The organism is Streptomyces sp. NPDC029151 (assembly GCF_055564315.1).
The window spans coordinates 20,790-36,016 of the sequence record NZ_JBVHWQ010000020.1 but is presented as its reverse complement, the minus strand read 5'-3'; the positions used below and the strand labels follow the sequence as shown (position 1 = coordinate 36,016).

Genomic DNA, 15,227 nt, shown 5'->3' with positions numbered 1-15,227 from the left:
CGATCCACGGCCGGGACTGACGTGTTCCCACGAACAGACCAACGACCACCCAAGCCGAAAGTCACATGATCAACGACTTCTGTTAGGACCTTTTACTGATCGTTTCAGAATGACGTTTGGTCGGGTGGTTGTGTGCTGCGAGGATGCCTTCGCGACTGAGCGGTCGAGGGCGGGGGCAGGTCGTGACGCAGTGGCAGCTTCTGCAGGGTGACATCTTGCTCGGTGAGCTGAGTGAGTACGGCTGTGACCAGCCGTTCTTCTTGGCGCGCTTCGCGCCGGGACCGGGATGGGAGAACGTGAGGCCCTTGTTCGAGGCTTTGGCGGCTCTCAGGGGCCCGGATCCGGATGGGTCTCGGACTGTCGCAGTGGTGAAGCCATTGCTCGACTTGGATCTCACGGTGGTTCCGGTCGGCGGCGGGCGGTCCTTGCTGCGGGTTTTCAAGGACTGCTGGCTGCGCATCGACGGGGCCGAGGCTCGCCTTCGTTACTGACCCGGGGAGCGGCGACTCCTCTGGAGTCGCCGCAGGCAGATCACGCTGCAAGCCAGCTCTAGCAGGCCCTGGTGGAGGTCGGCGCGACGCTCGTAGCGGATGCGGAGCCGTTTGAACTGGTGCAGCCAGGCGAAGGTGCGCTCGACCACCCAGCGGACCTTGCCCAGGCCGCTTCCGTGGGCGACGCCGCGTCGGGCGATCATTGGCTTGATGCCGCGTTTCCACAGCAGGCGGCGGTACTTGTCGTAGTCGTAGCCCCGGTCGGCGTACAAGCGCCGGGGCTTGCGACGCGGGCGTCCCCGCAGACCCCGGATCAGTGGGACGGCGTCCAGTAACGGCAGCAGCTGGGTGACGTCGTGGCGGTTGCCCCCGGTGAGCGTGACGGCCAGCGGGATGCCGTGTCGGTCGACGATCACATGGTGTTTGGAGCCGGGGCGGGCGCGGTCGACGGGCGAGGGACCGACGAGATCCCCCCTTTCAGGGCCCGGACGTGTGAGCCGTCGACGGCGCAGTCATCCAGGTCCAGCAAGTTCGCTCGGCGTAGTTCGGTGAGCAGGGCGGCGTGCAGACGCGGCCACACACCGGCCTTCGTCCAGTCCCGCAGCCTGCGCCAGGCCGTGACTCCGGAGCAGTCCACGCGCTCCGCCGGCACGTCACGCCAGGCAACACCGGTCCGCAGCACATACAGCACGCCCGCAAGTGCCACCCGGTCCGGCACGCGTCGGCGTCCGGGGAAGCGATGACGACGCTCGGGAGGGGGTGGCAGCAACGGAGCCACCCGCTCCCAGAGATCGTCGGGAACAAGATCAACGCACCCGCACAGCCTGCCGACCAAGATCGCTCACGGCAAGGGCATGGGCTCACCTCATATTGAAACGATCAGTTAGACGTCGTCTCGTAACAGCCAAAGGAAACGGCGTCCAAGCGCTGCTCAGCACCGCTGTCGACTGGGCATACGGGCATGATCGCGCCCTATGCGGTCGCAACGCCCAGGAAGCGCAACACCGCCAGGACGCGGCGGTGGTCGGCGTCGGCCTTGGGCAGGTCGAGCTTGGTGAAGATGCTGTTGATGTGCTTGGCGACCGCGCTCTCGCTCACGACCAGCTCGGCGGCGACGCCGGAGTTGGACCGGCCGCCCGCCATCAGCTCCAGCACCTCCCGCTCACGCGGCGTCAGCCGGTCGAGCGGATCGCTGTGCCGGCGCACCAGCAGCTGCGCGACGACCTGCGGGTCGAGCGCGGTGCCGCCGGCCGCCACCCGGCGCACCGCCTCAGCGAACTCCTCGACGTCGGCGACCCGTTGCTTGAGCAGATAGCCGACGCCCGAGGTGTTGGCGGCGAACAGATCGGCGGCGTACCGCTCCTCCACGTACTGCGACAGCAGGAGCACGGCGGTACGCGGGTACTGGCGGCGGATCACCAGCGCGGCGCGCACTCCCTCGTCGGTGAATCCGGGCGGCATGCGCACGTCGATGACGGCGATGTCGGGCCGGTGCTCCTCGACGGCCGCCAACAGCCCTTCTGCGTCGGCGACCTGCGCGCACATCTCGAACCCGGCCGCCTCCAGCACCTTGACCACGCCGATGCGCAGCAGGAGGGAATCCTCGGCGATCACGGCGCGCACGGCAGCTCCACGGTGATGACGGTCGGGCCCCCGGCGGGGCTGCGGCAGGAGAACGTGCCGTCGACGGACGCGACGCGCTTGGCGAGCCCGGCAAGCCCGGTGCCACCGCCGGCCACCGCGAGATCCGCGCCGCCCGCTCCGTCGTCCGCGACGACCAACAGCAGTGTCTCCCCGATCCGCTCCACGGTCACGTCCGCCCGTGTCGCCCGGGCGTGTTTGACCACGTTCGTCAGGGCTTCGGAGACCACGAAGTACGCGACGGCCTCGACCGTGGGTGAGGGACGCTGCGGCAGGTCCACCGCCACGCGCACCGGGATCGGGAGGCGGGCGGCGACCCCGGACAACGCGGCGTCGAGGCCGCGGTCCTCGAGGACGGCCGGATGCAGGCCGCGCACCAGGTCGTTCAGCTCGGCGATCGCTGCCTTCGCCTCGCGGTGCGCCTCGTCGATCACCTTGCGGGCCTCCTCCGGCAGGTCGCCGAGGGTGGCCCTGGCCAGGCCCAGATTGACGGCGAGTGAGACGAGGCGCTGCTGCGCGCCGTCGTGCAGGTCGCGCTCGATCCTCCGCCGCTCGGCGTCGGCGGCGTCGAGCACGCCGGCCCGGCTCTCGGCGAGGTCGGCGACCCGGCGGGCCAGCTTCTCCGTGCGGCTGGGGCCGAGCAGGACCTCGGCCGCCCGGTTCTCCAGCCGCACCAGAGCACCGGTCAGGCGGAGCCCGAGGAACAGCAGGACGAGGCCGCCGCAGGTGACGTACACGGCTTGCGTGGAGTACCCGAGGTCGGTGACCCGCCACTGCGGGGGCAGCGCCCAGATCCATACGTAGATGGAGGCGGCCACGACAGCGGCGGCCCAGACCACGAGGACGCCGAGGTCCAGGACGGCGAGCAGCGGTCCCGCCACGGCGTGGTAGCAGACCTGCCGCCACAAGGCCCGGCCGGTCAGCCGGCGAATTATCGACTTCCCGTTGACGGCGGGGCGTGGGAGGTCCTTGCCGACGAGCGCCCGGTAGCGCCGCCGCTGCCCGGCGGTCAGCAGAGGTGTCACCAGGAGCGTCAGCAGCACGGGCAGCGGAGTCACGGCCACCGCGCCGGGCGCGCGCACCAACGCCGCCATCGTGCCGAGCAGCCAGAGCCACAGTGGTACCACGGCGAGGTGGAGCGGCAGGCCGGCGGCGACCAGCGCGGTCCAATGTCCTGCCCTGCGGAACGGCGGGCCCGGCACCAGCCGCCGCCACATGATGAGTTGCATGCGTCAGACGGTAAAGCCGCAGGCCATTCCCCTGCCATGACGTTCTCACCCGGTTCGGGGGTGCACTTTTCTTCACCCCAGGTCGGAACCCTGCGTGACCGACGGCGCCCTGGTGTGAGACGGAGGGTGGAGCACATGAAGGGACGAGCCGACAAGGAACGGGAGAAGACGATGCGTCAACTGGTGTTGTGCGATGAAGATGTGGCCGGTGCCGAGGTCATCCCGCTCCACGAAGAGGCGCAGGAGCCACGCCCGGCGCGGGGTATACGGCGGGCCGGGTGGCTGCTGGTCGCCAGCGGGCTCGCCCTGCTGCCGTGGCTGTACGTGCTGGCCACCGGCCTGCCGGCCACCGCGACCGCGGCGCACTGGCCGGTCGCCTGGGTCGGGCTCGACGCGCTGGAGGCGCTCGGCCTGATCACCACCGGCCTCCTCACCGCCCGCGGCGACCGGCGGCACGCCCTGGCAGCCGCCGCGACCGCGACGCTGCTTGTGGTGGACGCCTGGTTCGACACCACGACAGCGGTCCCGGGCGGCGACTTCACCACCGCGGTCGCCATGGCGCTCGGCGCCGAGCTGCCGTTCGCCGTGCTGTGCGGCCGGCTGGCGCTGCGGGCGCTGAGCCGGCACGCGTGACGCCGACCGCCCGCATGAACGGTTACGCGCTCTTCCGTCCCCGCTGACGGCCTGCTCCCACCTGTCGCACTTCCAGAAGCCCGCTCCCGCGGCTGACCGGTGCCCGAAAACGGCGAGCGGCCCCGCGGACGTTTCCACGGGACCGCATGATGTCAGGACGCTTCGGGCCGCTGCTCCCGACCGGCCTCCGGGGTCTTGGGCAGCTTCCCGGTCCGCCGCGGGGAGGCGGCGTAGTGGGCGATCGCCGCGTCGGCGACCGTCCTGCGGGCCCATACCCGTCTCCTCGCCGATCTCGGTGACGAGCTGGTCGGTCTCCAGCAGGACGCGCACGTTCATCATCACGCGGGTCGGGCCGGGCTTGCGGTCGCGCCGGCGGGGCGGGAGCCCCAGCTGCGTCCGGCTGTCCGGCGTCGCGGAGGTGCGCTTCTTGGCCCTGTTCTCGTATAGCCCGGGCGAACGGACAAGCAGCGGGCTCGCTGGGACACCTTCGATTCCGCTCGGTGGCGGTATCCGCCCTCGACCGAATCAGCAGCGTCGGACCTGGCGAGGCCGAACTGCTTCTGGCGGACGCCGCGCTGCCTGCCCTGGAGTCGCTGCGGCTGGCGGCCGTCACCGGCTACGACCGCGCGCTGCGGGCGCTAGTGATCGCGACCCGTACCGTCCTGGGCGCCGACGACGTTCAGCAGGCCCAGGTGGCATTGCCGGCTCAGCGCGACGGCCTCGTCAGGCGGCTTCCTCACCTACGGTCCACTCCAGGGTCTGCGTCACGCTGAGGAGGTAGGTCAGGACGGCGTTGAACTGGTCGCCGTCAGCGCTCATCTCCATCAGGAGCAGGGTATAGCCGAAGGTCTCCGCCGACCCGCCGCGCGTGGTCCGGCGGAAGACGAGAAGCTGCTGGGCCACCTCCCCAGCCCGAACGGTCCGCGAGGCGGGCCTTCGCCTCAACCGGCGCGAGGGGCTCGACGCCGGCCCGGCGCGCTTCGGCCAACATCCGCGCGGTCACCTCGTCCTCGCCGAGCCGGTGCTCGACCACCCGGGTCACCGGGCTTGTCCGGGCCGTCTTCACTCTGCATCTGATCTAACAAAATGTGCCCCGTAGGCTGGCCTACAAAGATCCCGGCTCGCCATCGGCGACGAACCGTGTCAGGGATCGCTCCAGCAGTTCCAGGAACTGCCTCAGGTCATCGGCCACCTTGTCGAGCTCCGGTTCGTCCAGCGACGCTGTCCGCGTCCGGTGAACCGATCCATCAGGGCCCGCGACGTAGGACAGTCCGCCGCCGTTCGAGCCGATGACCAGACCATGGGCCTTCTGGTCCGCGTCAAGGGCGACAACGCCGTACTGCTGGACTCGCAGAAGGACGTCACTGGCCGCGTCGAGGAAGTAGCCGTTGCCGACGTCCGCCCAGGTGACATCGCCGATGCTGTCGTAGAAGGTGACCAGGTCAGCCGGGATGAGGCTCAGTTGGGCAAGCGTGCGAGCCGCGGCTTGGTCGTTGCGGCTGGCCGGCCGGACCTCATTGCTGCCAGAGGGAAACCCGTGCCGGCGCTCGAACTCCTCTGTCATTGCCGTGAGGGTCCCGCAGACTCTGTCTGCCCACGAGGCCAGCCAGGCGGGTGAAAGCGAACGGTCACTCATAAGGCCGGATCATGGCATGAGCCACAGACATCCGGCCCGGCAGCTCCGCCACGTTCGTTCATTGACACCCCATCAAGCGGGTTACAACGATGCCTCTCATGCGTCTACTTCGGCAACTGCGCACGGATCTGTTGGCAGGCGAGAACCTGGAGATCTACACAACGGCACTGCTGTCCCTGGTGCTGGCCGTCCTCGGAGTGCTCGGCACGGTCGGAGGCAAGGTGCTGGCAGCCGCTACGCTCGCAACGCTCGCCCTGCTAGCCAGCGGCATGCTCGGCAGCCGCAGACAGGTGGCGAAGCTGACGGCCGAGGTGCGCGCCCGTGGCAGGGGCGAGCTCTCCGTAGAGGACTTCCTCGGCAAGGGCAAGGCAGGCCTCCTGGAGCAGGTGCGTGCCGCACAGGACATCCGGATCGTCGGTGTGACGCTGTCGCGCACGCTGCGCGACCTGGTGGACGAACTCCAGCGCAGGGCTGGGGCTGGCGCCTTGATCAAGGTGGCGCTCATCGACCCGGCCGGTTCGGCCCCTGAGGAGGTAGCACGCCGCAGCACCATCCCCGACCGGGCCGGGATGTACCGCAACCGGCTGCGTTCGTCCGTCGACCTGCTCCGCGAACTCGCCGAGACACCCGGCACGGAGGGCAGGGTGGAAGTGCGCTTTCTCGACTTCGTCCCGGCCTTCGGTCTCGTCCTGCTCGACCCGCAACGCCCCGGTGGCCGCATCCACGTCGACATCTACTCGCACAGCTCAGCCAGCGGGGATGCCGTCTTCACCGTTCTCCCGCACCGTGACGGCGAGTGGTTCCAACACTTCCAGACGGAATTCGACAGCGTCTGGGAGCACGCCCGATCGGCCGACGCATCGGACGGCTTCTCCACCGTGGCCGCGGGGACGTGAGCTTCAGCCTTCGTCACGGATGCTCGACCCGCCAAATCAACCGCTCATCCGCCAACTGAAGCACCCAGTCACACCCTCAACCCGCCAACTCGCACGCTCACTCGCCAACTGAAGCGCTCGCTACCTTCGTTGGCGGGTTGATTCCGGTTCTTCGTACGATCGGGAGACCCAGGGGCCTGGGTGTGACTGAAAGCGCTCATGCCGTATCAATGGCTTTGACTGATAGGCCGCCCAGCGTCCCGCGACGACGCGGCCACTCATTGGGTTGAGAGATCGCCTCGTAAGGACACGTCGGTGTGGTCGTCTGCAGGGACCGGTCAACCGATCGACGAAGGAGCCTCGGGTGCCCGAGCTCCGGGCGGGGACGGATACCGGCAAGGCCGCGCACCACTGCACGGTGATCGACACAGACGGAACGAAGGTGCTCTCGCGTCGAGTACCGAACGACGGGGCTGAACTGCTGGAGCTGATAGGCGACGTCTGGCCTTGGCCGAGGGTGATCCGGTGACCTGGGCAGTCGACCTGAACGCGGGCGGAGCCGCCCTGCTGATCGCATTGCTCACCAGTCACGGCCAGTGGCTTCTCCATATCCCTGGCCGCACCGTTCACCAGCCTCCCGCAGCTACCGAGGCGATGGCAAGACCGACGCAAAAGACGCCTGCGTTATCGCCGACCAGGCACGATGCGCCGGGACCTGCAGCCTCTGCAGGACTGGGACGAGATCGCGGTGGACCTGAAGATCCTCACAGCTCGGCGCTGCGATCTGGCGGCCGACCACACGCGGGCCATCAACCGATCGCGGGCCCAGTTGTGGAGTACTTCCCCGCTCTGGAGCGGGCGTTCGACTACCCCCCGTCCAAGGGGTCCCTCGTCCTACTGACTGGCTACCAGACGCCGGCCTCCCTTCACCGGATCGGTCCGAGCCGACTGGCGAGCTGGTTGAAGAACCGCAAGGTGCCCGGCACCCAGGCTGCAGCCGACACCGCAGTCACTGCGGCGGATGCCCAAGACACTGCTGTCGCTGGGGAGGCCACGGCCGCAGCTGTGGTCCACACCCTGGGCAAGGCCGTACTGGCGCTGGACGAGGAGATCGCCAGCGTCGACCTGCAGGTCACTGCCCGATATCGCGAACATCGCGACGCGGAAGTGATCACCGGCATGCCCGGAATGGGCCCGTTGTTGGGGGGGACTTCATCGCCTGCACCGGAGGGGACATGAACGCCTTCGGCAGGGCGGGGCGCCTCGCCGGAGTCGCCGGTCTCGCGCCGGTCCCAAGGGACTTAGGTCGGATCAGCGGCAACATGTGTCGACCACACCGCTACCACCGCCAACTGTTGCGCGTCTGCTACCTCTCGGACCAAATCGCCGCGCGCTTCTGCCCCACGTCGAAGCGGTTCTACGACCGTAAGCGAGCTGAGGGAAAGAGTCACCAGCAGGCGAATCTCGCCCTCGCCCGCCGACGCCTCGACGTCCTGTGGGCCCTCATACGCGATCACGTACCTTCCAGACCCTGCCCCCTCCGCGCAGTCTCGCCATGGGTTGAGTCTGTTGCGCTCTGACGATGCCTGCTGCCTGCTGCCTGCTGCCTGCTGCCTGCTGCCTGCTGCTGTGATGCACTCAGTTTCTGATGAGAGGCTCATAGGGGTGGCCCTCCGGTGTGAAGACGAGCACGAAGTCCTCTCCCGCCCGAACGGCCACCTCCCGCAAGCGGGCCAAGGCATCGGCCGGGTCCGGAAGGTCGAGGCCAAGAGCTGCGGCGGCACGATCTCTCCGGGCGACGAGGTCCGGCATGTCCTCCAGGTACTCGGCTGCGAGCTCGTGACTTTCCTCGTCCGTGAACGCTTGGCAGTCGCGCCACCACGGAGCGACCAGCAGCAGTCGCAGGAGCTCGGGCAGGCCGATCGCAACCAGAGCAGCGCCCCCTTCGGAGTCGGCATAGAGGATAGGACGTTCCTCGCCGCCTTCACCGCAGAAGAAGAACGTTCCCCCGGCACCGTCGCCGGCGAACCCTTCAAGCGCGGCACCCGAGGCGAGGTGAACTTCCTCGACATGGTCGCCTCGGTCCAGGTCGAAGTCACCCGGCCAAGCAAGATAACGGGCGGCTTCTTCCTGCTCGCGGACGGCACTGATCAACGATTCCATGAGCCGCAGCCTAGGGCTCGCTGGCTGCCAAGCATCATTGGGAGTCAGTCACGCGAAAGCACTAAGGCGGGAGTGGAGCACAGGCGCTACAGGTCGAAGTGCAGTTCCTCGAACCCGGCACAGCGCAGGCGGAGGGGCGCGGTACCGGTCGCCTTCGCGATGCCAGCGCAGCGGCACCGCTACCCGACGCGGCGCAGCAGCATCGGCAGAGGGCGCCGGGCCGCGTAGCGCGGGTGCCGCGCAGCGGGTGCCCGGTGCCCAAGCCCCTACAGCGCGCGCACTTGGCAGCGGACGCCCGGTGCCCCTGGCGGGCGGCAGGCGACAACCGGTGCCGGCCCCCGCCCCGCCCACCCTCAGAGAACAGGCCCTGAGCCGCGCTGCCCCTGCCACGCCCGGGCGTTCCCAAGCGGGTCGCGGAACGGCGTCTCCGGGCGTAGCGCCCCGCTCACGGGCCCTTACTGCGCCCAGCCCGGTGCGAAGGCTGCGGCGCGCCTCGCAGGCCCCGCGCGCGGTTCAACGCGCCCGCCGGCCGCTGGGAGGCGGCCCTGCGGTGGTCGGCAACCACCCGCAGTCACATGGCCACCGGGCCGAACACACAGTCGGGCCTGCAAGCCCGCGGACAGCCGGCATGGCATCAGATCCACGGCAAGAACAGACCTCCCAGTGCACCCCGGAATCCTGAAGCAGGAACACACCGGGCCGGCCGAGCCCGGATTTCCGGGTCCAGCGCCTTGCGGTGTTGGGCTCGATTCGGCTTGAGTCACCCCGCGAGCGGTTCAGAGCCCTGGTGAACGACGCCTTCCCGACGGCCACGGCTGTCAACAGCCATTCCCTTCTCCCCATCAGCCTCCCACCCCGTGGGGAACTGACGCGAATGCCGGGAATCGTCCTTCCTGACGAAACTGCAGAACCGCACTTTCGCTCCTGTGCAGCAAGTGACCCACACCAGGGGGCACGGGCAGGCATACGGGTACGGTGCCGGTACTGGCCGCCGGCCTCTTGCCTGCCCCTTTCACATGTGACGGAGGGACCTCCCATGACGATGGGCGCCGCGGAACCTGCCCCGGACATCGAGCAGGCCCCGCTTCCCCGACGGGCCGCAGCCCTGGTCGAGTTACTCCGGCGCAATGCAGCCCGCACCGATCAGGACCGCTGTGTCGCTCCGGAGAACATCGCGGCACTCGACGGGGCCGGCCTGTTCAGCCTCACCGTTCCCCAGCGGCTCGGGGGCCATCAGGCAGGTATCCGCACGCTGGTCCAAGTGGGTTCGGAACTCGGCCGCGGCTGCGGATCGACTGCCTGGACCACCAGCCTGATCAACATCTCGGGCTGGCTCATCGGCCTCTACCCCGAACGCACGCAGCGTGAGGTCTACGCCCAGGACCCCGGCACCCGTGCCTGTGCTGTCCTGCCACCCCATGGGACCGGCAGGACAGCCGACGCGGGCACCATCGTCAGCGGACGGTGGGGCTTTGCCTCCGGTTGTCTACACGCCCGATGGGCGCTGCTCGGCATGACGCTCACGGGCGAGAGTGGCGAGCGCGGAGACCAAGCCTTGGCCCTGGTCCCGATGAACCAGTTGACGATCGAGGACACCTGGCAGGTTGCCGGGATGCGCGGCACCGGCAGCAACACCCTCATCGCCGACGGCGTCGTTGTCCCGGCCCACCGCATCCTGTCGGTGACCCACGCGCTCCAGGGCACCTACCCCACCGAGTTCAAGGACGAGGCCCTATACCGTGCGGCGTTCGTCCCGACGCTCGCCCTGTCACTCGCCGGCCCGCTGCTGGGCCTGGCCCGCGGCGCGATGGAACTGGTGCTGGCGTCCCTCGCCACCGGCCGGGGCATTTCGCATACGCACTACGCACAGGCACGCGAGGCACCCTCCACCCAGATGCAACTCGCCGAGGCAGCATCATTGATCGACACCGCCACCCTGCACCTGCTGCGTGCCGCGGACGATGTCGACAACTGGGCGGCGAGCGGCCAGTGCATGCCCCTGGTCAACCGGACCCGGGCGCGCATGGACATCGGCACAGTCGCCCGCTGCTCACGAGAGGCACTGGACCTGCTGCTGAATGTCCACGGGGCCCGGAGTTTCGCCGAGGACAGTCCGCTGCAGCGCATGTGGCGGGATCTGGAGACCGGTACGCGGCATGCCATGGTCAACCCTGCCATCGCAACCGAGATGTACGGCCGGGCCCTGCTCGGTATCGAAGACCAGGTCACCTCTCTGATCTGAACTTGTTCCAGCCGGGTGGTGCCGCTGGCGCCGGTTCGCCCGCAGGGTGGAGGGCACCGTCGGCGAGGGGACCGCGAGGTGCTGGCCGCCAGCATCTGATCCCGGACGAACTCGGTGCCAGGGGTGAGCTGGACTGGTCGCGGTGCGCGGTCGACTCCGTCAGCGTCCGGGCCCTCAAAGGGGGCAGCTGGACGTAGGGACATTGGTCGGCTGGCTTGCGATGATCGATGGTTCGGCCGATCTACGCCTGGAACTCCGTGAGGTCGATGGCGTGAACGCGCAAAGGGTAGCCGTACACCGGGTGCACCGTCTCCCGCTCGGGCACCATGCCGAGCTTGCGGATGACATTCTCGGAGGCGTTGTCCCCCACCTGGCTGATGCTGATGACGCGGTCCAGGCCGCGGTCTTGAAGCGCGAACTCCAGCGTGGCGTGCGCGGCTTCGGACGCGTACCCCTGGCCCCAGAACTGTGAACCCAGCCGCCAGCTGATCGCCACGGCGGGCATCACCTCCGGCAGGAACTCGGGCACGGACAGTCCCGTGAAGCCGATCAGTTCGCCCGAGGCCAGCAGCTCGACGGCGAAGAGACCGAAACCCTCCTCGTCCCACTCCGCCTCCCATCGCTCGATGGCCTCGGCCGTGTGGTCCAGGTCACGCACCGAGCCGTCGTCGATCCAGCGCATGACCCGTGGGTCCGCGTTGATGTCCGCCATTGGCACGAGGTCGTCGTCGTGCCAGCTACGGAGGAGGAGACGGGGTGTGCGGATCTCGGTCATGCACCCATCCTGCCGAAGGCAAGCGCCTCATTGGTAATCCGGCGCCCCCCTGATCTCCGTCAGACAGAGCAAGACCACACGGTGGCGGCGTCCCGGCAGCCGAAAATGAGGCCGGTCGCGCAACCCGGGGGAAATTCGGTCAGGAGCACGGGGACCAGTGGCGTAGGGTGGTACTACCGACGCGGGGTGGAGCAGCTCGGTAGCTCGCTGGGCTCATAACCCAGAGGTCGCAGGTTCAAATCCTGTCCCCGCTACCAATGGACCAGCCTCCTCGACCAGCAGCTCGAGGAGGCTGGTCGCCTTCCAGGGCCACCGGTGGCTACCCGGCCGAGGCGCCCGTCACGGGGCGGGGCACGATACGCATCCGCTCGCCGTCGTACTCCACCGTCTCGCCAGGAAGGATCAGCAGCCCAGGCTCGCCGTCCTGCCGAGCTGCGCCGATCCGCCGCGCTCTCGGCCAGGGCGCGGGCGTCGGCGAGGGCCGCGCGCTTGCAGCTGTCGCACAGGTGTGGGTGGGAGTCCTTCGTGGCTCCCCAGTCCTTCGGCTGTACCGCCTGCCAGCGGGCGTCGGTGAACCTCACCCCGCAGCCGGTGCAGACGGGACGGCGGGCCTTGCGCTCGGCTGCCTGCTTCGCAGCCTGGTCCTGGGCTGCCCGCCGTACCTGTGCCTGGTACTCCGCCTGACGGGCCTTTGCCTCCTCTTGCTCGCGGGCGTCGGCGGCCTCGCGGCGCGGGTTGCCGATCACCTCCGGGAGCGGCTGTGGATGGTCGCCGCCGAAGCGGACGAACACCGGGCCGGCCGGGTCGTGCCGGCACAGCTGGTTCAGCCGGTCGCGGTGATCGGGATCCTCCGGTCGTAGAGAGGTCGTGGCCGCCGCGTTGCCGCTCCCCCTGCCACAAATGGCGGGTCAGCTCTTGCAGGCGCGGGACGGTGCGGTTGGGGTTGCGCTCGCGATGCGGTTGAACACCATCAGCACGGGCGGATGCGGCGCATCGCCGTACCGGTCCTTGGTGACCGTCCAGCGGGTACGCCACATCGGGCGCTCCTTGCCGTCGGTGTCCTTCGCGTTCCGGCGGAAGAACCGGCCGTACTTCTCCAGCTTGTCGGTGAGCTCCTCGGCGGTCTCGTGGCAGTTGTCGACCTCGATGAACAGCAACGGCACCCGGTCCTGCGGGGCGGTGAGCAAGATGTCGGCCTGGGCGCCGCGCTTACCCGGCACGTTCCACGTGCCGGTCGCCGGGAGCGGGACCTCGGTCCAGAACGAGGCGATCGTGCCGATCCCGTCCGCCCCGTCGACGGCGGCTTGGGCGGCGACCTGATTGCGGGGCGGGAGGACGGCGAGCCTGGCCATGCTCGGGTTCCGGCGCAGCATCGCGATCACCGTCTCGTTGACGGCCATCGGATCGGAGGCCCCACTGGAGCTCGCGCCGCGCGCGGTGGAGCCCATCTCCGTCATCGGGCGCGGCAACTCGTGGGAGGCAGCCTCCACGCCCTTGGGGGTCAGGTTCCGCAGGGCGTCACCGGTCTCGGTGAAGCCGCCGTTCTCGGACACGCCGTGCTTGCCCATGTCGGAGAGTGCGGCAGTGTGCGAGGCGGTGGGGGCTTGCTTCTGCTTCGACGGGATCGGCTTGTCGGCGCGCCGGAAGGTCAGGTGCGAGCACCGATCCGCTGGCAGATGGTCACGAGACCGGGCTCTGGCTCAATTCCGTGATCGCGTGGCTGTGAGTGACACCGGCTGGGTAGGCAGCGAGGGCTTTTTCGTATGCGCGTGTTGTCCGGATGTCGACCGAGAGCTGCCGTCCAGGTAGGGCCTGTACTCGTCGAGGATGGAAGGGCGGCCCTGCCACTGACCGCGGAAGAGGCTTTCCGGGGTGGTGGCGTCGGCGAGAGGCTTGACCGTGCGGTAGGGCACCCCGAGTTGGCGTCGGACCGCGCGGCGGCTGTGACCGGCCGCCAGCGGAGCGTGGACGGCGGCATGGTTGGACCGGGTTCTGTCCGCGATCCGGTGGCCAGTGGGCCACGGCGAGCCAGTGGGGTCAGCTGATTCTTCTGGTGCCTCGACCTGTTGGGATGGCTCCGCTGACCTGCCTCGCAGGCAGCCCCGATGGCTGGCGACGCCCGACATGTGTGGCGGTCAGGCCCGTGTTGGAGCGGGTCGAGGTGATCACGATGCGGTGCCCGTGGCAATGGCTGCGAGGACGCTGGTCCGTTCGATCAGCTGAACGCCTGCGGCTCTTTCAGGCGTGGACCTAATGCATGAGCGATCGCGGGCCGTATGCGCTCGTCTCGCCGGATCCACGGTCCCGGGGCGGGAGACGAGGTTGGGCAGAGAGGGCTGGCCTTGCTCACCTGAGTGTTGCTGCTAGTCACATGAACATCGACGGCGGTGCAAACGGCGAACCGGTCCGTCAGGACAGCCGCACCCGGGTCACCACCCACCCCTTCCGGGGCCGGATCCTGCTCTCTCTGAGCCACACCCCCGAGCACACCAGCACCCACCGGCCAGCGGATCGGAACCCACGAAACTCAAGACAGCATCGCCCCTCATGCGCCAACGCCCGAGGAACAGCTTCACCGGATCTCTCGCGGCGCCCCGAACATGCTGCTGGGCCGCTACCTGGCGCGAGTTCCGCTGTTCGGCGCGTGACCCTCACCCTCTGACGGGCTGGTGGTCGAGTGAGGCGCTGACGGCGACAAGTCAGGAGTACAGATGCGCCTTTCGAGTGAAATATGCTCCTGGCATCTATTCACGGTTGGCGCCCCACGCTGTTGTGTACTTGCTCCCCGGGTACGGGGGGTCTCGCAGAGAAGAAGGGTTTCGCCATGAACCTCAATTCCCGAACGCGGCTGCTTGGGCTCGTCGCTGCTGCCGCCTTAGGCGCCATCGCCCTGACTCTCCCGCCGGTGACGGCCTCCGCCGCCGCAGACGGCATGTCCCACACCCCGGCGAAGGCGTCGGCTGCAGTCAATGCCTCGCTGGTGAACGGGGTGTCCGGCCGGTGCATGGACCTCCCCGCCTTTGCCACCGCCGATGGCACGCAGATCGCTCTGTGGGACTGCAACGGCGGTGCGAACCAACGCTGGGCGACCTCCGGCTCGGGAACGGTCACCATCGCAGGAAAGTGCCTCGACGTAGCCGGCGGTCCCGCCGGTGCCCAGACGCACGGCACCCGGGCCGTGCTCTGGGCCTGCAACGGATCACCCAGCCAGAACTGGACTCTCACGGGCCAGCCCGCGCAGATCAGGAACGCTTCGGGCCTGTGTCTGGACACCGCCATGGGAGTTGGCGGCAACGGCGTGCCCCTCGTGGTCTGGGACTGCATCGGGTCGAAGAGCCAGGCATGGACCCTGCGGTGAGGCTTCCCCGAGCCCAACACCCGCAGCCCCCGATGGCTTAGCACTGCAGCAGTGGGGGGGGGGGGGGGGGGGGGGGGGGGGGGGGGCACCCCCCCCCCCCCACCCCCCCCGCCCCCCCCCCCCCCCCCACCCCCCCCCCCCCCCCCCCCGGGCCCCACCACCCCAGCCGCAACAGGAAGGTCGT

The 15,227-nt window shown here is 69.0% G+C and carries 13 protein-coding genes, 1 tRNA gene and 2 pseudogenes; 8 read left to right on the top strand and 8 right to left on the bottom strand.

Annotated elements, in window-relative coordinates:
* The first annotated feature begins 182 nt into the window (after positions 1–182).
* The gene (locus tag ACZ4VF_RS37645) at positions 183–491 is read left to right on the top strand and encodes a hypothetical protein (RefSeq protein WP_467931705.1); all 309 of its coding nucleotides are present in this window, start codon (positions 183–185) and stop codon (positions 489–491) included.
* Here ACZ4VF_RS37645 and ACZ4VF_RS37640 read toward each other — a convergent pair.
* The 3 genes from ACZ4VF_RS37640 to ACZ4VF_RS37630 all read right to left on the bottom strand — a co-directional run bounded on the left by ACZ4VF_RS37640 (position 485) and on the right by ACZ4VF_RS37630 (position 3,361).
* A protein-coding gene (locus ACZ4VF_RS37640) for an IS5 family transposase (protein ID WP_467931710.1) occupies positions 485–1,314 on the bottom strand; the annotation gives its coding sequence in 2 pieces (ribosomal slippage) (positions 485–969 and positions 969–1,314; 831 coding nt in all). The genes ACZ4VF_RS37645 and ACZ4VF_RS37640 overlap by 7 nt on opposite strands.
* 149 nt (positions 1,315–1,463) lie before the next feature.
* On the bottom strand, positions 1,464–2,114 hold the full coding sequence (locus tag ACZ4VF_RS37635; protein ID WP_467931703.1) for a response regulator transcription factor: 651 nt from the start codon (positions 2,112–2,114) through the stop codon (positions 1,464–1,466).
* Positions 2,102–3,361 carry a sensor histidine kinase gene (locus tag ACZ4VF_RS37630; protein WP_467931702.1) on the bottom strand — a complete coding sequence of 420 codons (1,260 nt, stop codon included), beginning with the start codon at positions 3,359–3,361 and terminating at the stop codon, positions 2,102–2,104. Before ACZ4VF_RS37630 ends, ACZ4VF_RS37635 begins: the two co-directional genes overlap by 13 nt.
* A gap of 135 nt (positions 3,362–3,496) precedes the next feature.
* On the opposite strand from ACZ4VF_RS37630, the gene ACZ4VF_RS37625 reads away from it, so the two are divergent.
* Entirely contained in the window at positions 3,497–3,994 is a 498-nt protein-coding gene (locus ACZ4VF_RS37625) for a hypothetical protein (RefSeq protein ID WP_467931701.1), read from the top strand.
* 723 nt (positions 3,995–4,717) lie between these two features.
* Here the strand turns inward: ACZ4VF_RS37625 and ACZ4VF_RS37620 are convergent.
* Both ACZ4VF_RS37620 and ACZ4VF_RS37615 read right to left on the bottom strand, forming a co-directional pair.
* Entirely contained in the window at positions 4,718–4,897 is a 180-nt protein-coding gene (locus ACZ4VF_RS37620; protein WP_467931700.1) for a hypothetical protein, read from the bottom strand.
* A gap of 202 nt (positions 4,898–5,099) precedes the next feature.
* On the bottom strand, positions 5,100–5,558 hold the full coding sequence (locus ACZ4VF_RS37615; protein ID WP_467931698.1) for an SMI1/KNR4 family protein: 459 nt from the start codon (positions 5,556–5,558) through the stop codon (positions 5,100–5,102).
* 170 nt (positions 5,559–5,728) lie between these two features.
* Between ACZ4VF_RS37615 and ACZ4VF_RS37610 the strand changes: the two genes are divergently transcribed.
* Together ACZ4VF_RS37610 and ACZ4VF_RS37605 are read left to right on the top strand one after the other, a co-directional pair.
* Positions 5,729–6,526, top strand: a complete 798-nt coding sequence (locus ACZ4VF_RS37610; RefSeq protein ID WP_467931697.1) for a hypothetical protein — start codon at positions 5,729–5,731, stop codon at positions 6,524–6,526.
* Positions 6,527–6,869: 343 nt separating this feature from the next.
* Positions 6,870–8,069 (top strand): annotated as a pseudogene (locus ACZ4VF_RS37605) (IS110 family RNA-guided transposase).
* A gap of 74 nt (positions 8,070–8,143) precedes the next feature.
* Here ACZ4VF_RS37605 and ACZ4VF_RS37600 read toward each other — a convergent pair.
* The gene (locus tag ACZ4VF_RS37600; RefSeq protein ID WP_467931696.1) at positions 8,144–8,668 is read right to left on the bottom strand and encodes a hypothetical protein; all 525 of its coding nucleotides are present in this window, start codon (positions 8,666–8,668) and stop codon (positions 8,144–8,146) included.
* Between the two features lie 1,036 nt (positions 8,669–9,704).
* Here ACZ4VF_RS37600 and ACZ4VF_RS37595 point away from each other — a divergent pair.
* Together ACZ4VF_RS37595 and ACZ4VF_RS37590 are read left to right on the top strand one after the other, a co-directional pair.
* Positions 9,705–10,910: an acyl-CoA dehydrogenase family protein gene (locus ACZ4VF_RS37595; RefSeq protein WP_467931694.1), complete on the top strand. Its 1,206-nt coding sequence runs from the start codon at positions 9,705–9,707 to the stop codon at positions 10,908–10,910.
* A 15-nt stretch (positions 10,911–10,925) separates the two neighbouring features.
* Positions 10,926–11,092: pseudogene (locus ACZ4VF_RS37590) on the top strand (IS5/IS1182 family transposase); the annotation flags it as partial.
* Between the two features lie 59 nt (positions 11,093–11,151).
* Here ACZ4VF_RS37590 and ACZ4VF_RS37585 read toward each other — a convergent pair.
* Positions 11,152–11,685, bottom strand: a complete 534-nt coding sequence (locus ACZ4VF_RS37585; protein ID WP_467931693.1) for a GNAT family N-acetyltransferase — start codon at positions 11,683–11,685, stop codon at positions 11,152–11,154.
* A gap of 180 nt (positions 11,686–11,865) precedes the next feature.
* On the opposite strand from ACZ4VF_RS37585, the gene ACZ4VF_RS37580 reads away from it, so the two are divergent.
* Positions 11,866–11,942, top strand: a tRNA-Met gene (locus ACZ4VF_RS37580).
* Positions 11,943–12,593: 651 nt separating this feature from the next.
* Here ACZ4VF_RS37580 and ACZ4VF_RS37575 read toward each other — a convergent pair.
* Positions 12,594–13,253: a replication-relaxation family protein gene (locus ACZ4VF_RS37575; RefSeq protein WP_467931692.1), complete on the bottom strand. Its 660-nt coding sequence runs from the start codon at positions 13,251–13,253 to the stop codon at positions 12,594–12,596.
* Between the two features lie 1,256 nt (positions 13,254–14,509).
* Here ACZ4VF_RS37575 and ACZ4VF_RS37570 point away from each other — a divergent pair.
* Positions 14,510–15,043 (top strand): ricin-type beta-trefoil lectin domain protein, encoded by a 534-nt coding sequence (locus ACZ4VF_RS37570; RefSeq protein WP_467931691.1) that lies wholly within the window; start codon positions 14,510–14,512, stop codon positions 15,041–15,043.
* The last annotated feature ends 184 nt before the right edge of the window (positions 15,044–15,227 follow it).

Excerpts from the sequence above, each read along its gene's own strand:
- ACZ4VF_RS37630 (WP_467931702.1), bottom strand. The coding sequence starts at position 3,361 with ATGCAACTCATCATGTGGCGGCGGCTGGTGCCGGGCCCGCCGTTCCGC.
- ACZ4VF_RS37625 (WP_467931701.1), top strand. The coding sequence starts at position 3,497 with ATGAAGGGACGAGCCGACAAGGAACGGGAGAAGACGATGCGTCAACTG.
- ACZ4VF_RS37615 (WP_467931698.1), bottom strand. The coding sequence starts at position 5,558 with ATGACAGAGGAGTTCGAGCGCCGGCACGGGTTTCCCTCTGGCAGCAAT.
- ACZ4VF_RS37610 (WP_467931697.1), top strand. The coding sequence starts at position 5,729 with ATGCGTCTACTTCGGCAACTGCGCACGGATCTGTTGGCAGGCGAGAAC.
- ACZ4VF_RS37600 (WP_467931696.1), bottom strand. The coding sequence starts at position 8,668 with ATGGAATCGTTGATCAGTGCCGTCCGCGAGCAGGAAGAAGCCGCCCGT.
- ACZ4VF_RS37595 (WP_467931694.1), top strand. The coding sequence starts at position 9,705 with ATGACGATGGGCGCCGCGGAACCTGCCCCGGACATCGAGCAGGCCCCG.
- ACZ4VF_RS37585 (WP_467931693.1), bottom strand. The coding sequence starts at position 11,685 with ATGACCGAGATCCGCACACCCCGTCTCCTCCTCCGTAGCTGGCACGAC.
- ACZ4VF_RS37575 (WP_467931692.1), bottom strand. The coding sequence starts at position 13,253 with ATGGGCAAGCACGGCGTGTCCGAGAACGGCGGCTTCACCGAGACCGGT.
- ACZ4VF_RS37570 (WP_467931691.1), top strand. The coding sequence starts at position 14,510 with ATGAACCTCAATTCCCGAACGCGGCTGCTTGGGCTCGTCGCTGCTGCC.